The 375-nt window shown below is 66.1% G+C and carries 1 protein-coding gene and 1 pseudogene; both read right to left on the bottom strand.

Annotation, left to right across the window (positions count from 1 at the left end):
- The coding region (locus MOV75_RS42085; protein ID WP_246933139.1) for an ATP-binding cassette domain-containing protein at positions 1 to 222 on the bottom strand (222 nt) is incomplete at its 3' end.
- Positions 219 to 375: pseudogene (gene livG / locus MOV75_RS42080) on the bottom strand (high-affinity branched-chain amino acid ABC transporter ATP-binding protein LivG); the annotation flags it as partial. The gene MOV75_RS42085 and the pseudogene livG, both read right to left, overlap by 4 nt.

The following is a 375-nucleotide window of genomic DNA, read 5'->3' as shown; positions in this document are numbered from 1 at the left end:
GCTCTCGGTCGAGCGGTTGTTGAGCGGCTTGCCGTCGAACTCGATGCCGCCGGTGGAGCGCACCATGTTGCAGATCGCGCGCAGCGTGGTGGTCTTGCCGGCGCCGTTGGCACCGAGCAGCGTCACGAGCGAGCCCTCGTTGAGCGAGAAGGACAGGCCATGGAGCGCCTGGACCTGACCGTAATAGGCGCGCAGGTCCTTGACGTTGAGCAGCGTCGTCATTGGTCCTTGCTCCCGAGATAGGCCTTGATGACGTCGGGGTCCGCCTGCACCTGGGCGGGCGTGCCCTCCGCGAGCTTCTTGCCGAAGTTCAGCGCGACGACGTGGTCGGCGATCGACATCACGAGGCCCATGTGGTGCTCGACCAGCAGCACG

Origin of the sequence: Bradyrhizobium sp. PRIMUS42 (assembly GCF_023006515.1) — a bacterium.
Lineage (GTDB): Bacteria > Pseudomonadota > Alphaproteobacteria > Rhizobiales > Xanthobacteraceae > Bradyrhizobium.
Note: the sequence above shows the minus strand (reverse complement) of the source record. Positions and strands in the feature narration are given on the sequence as shown.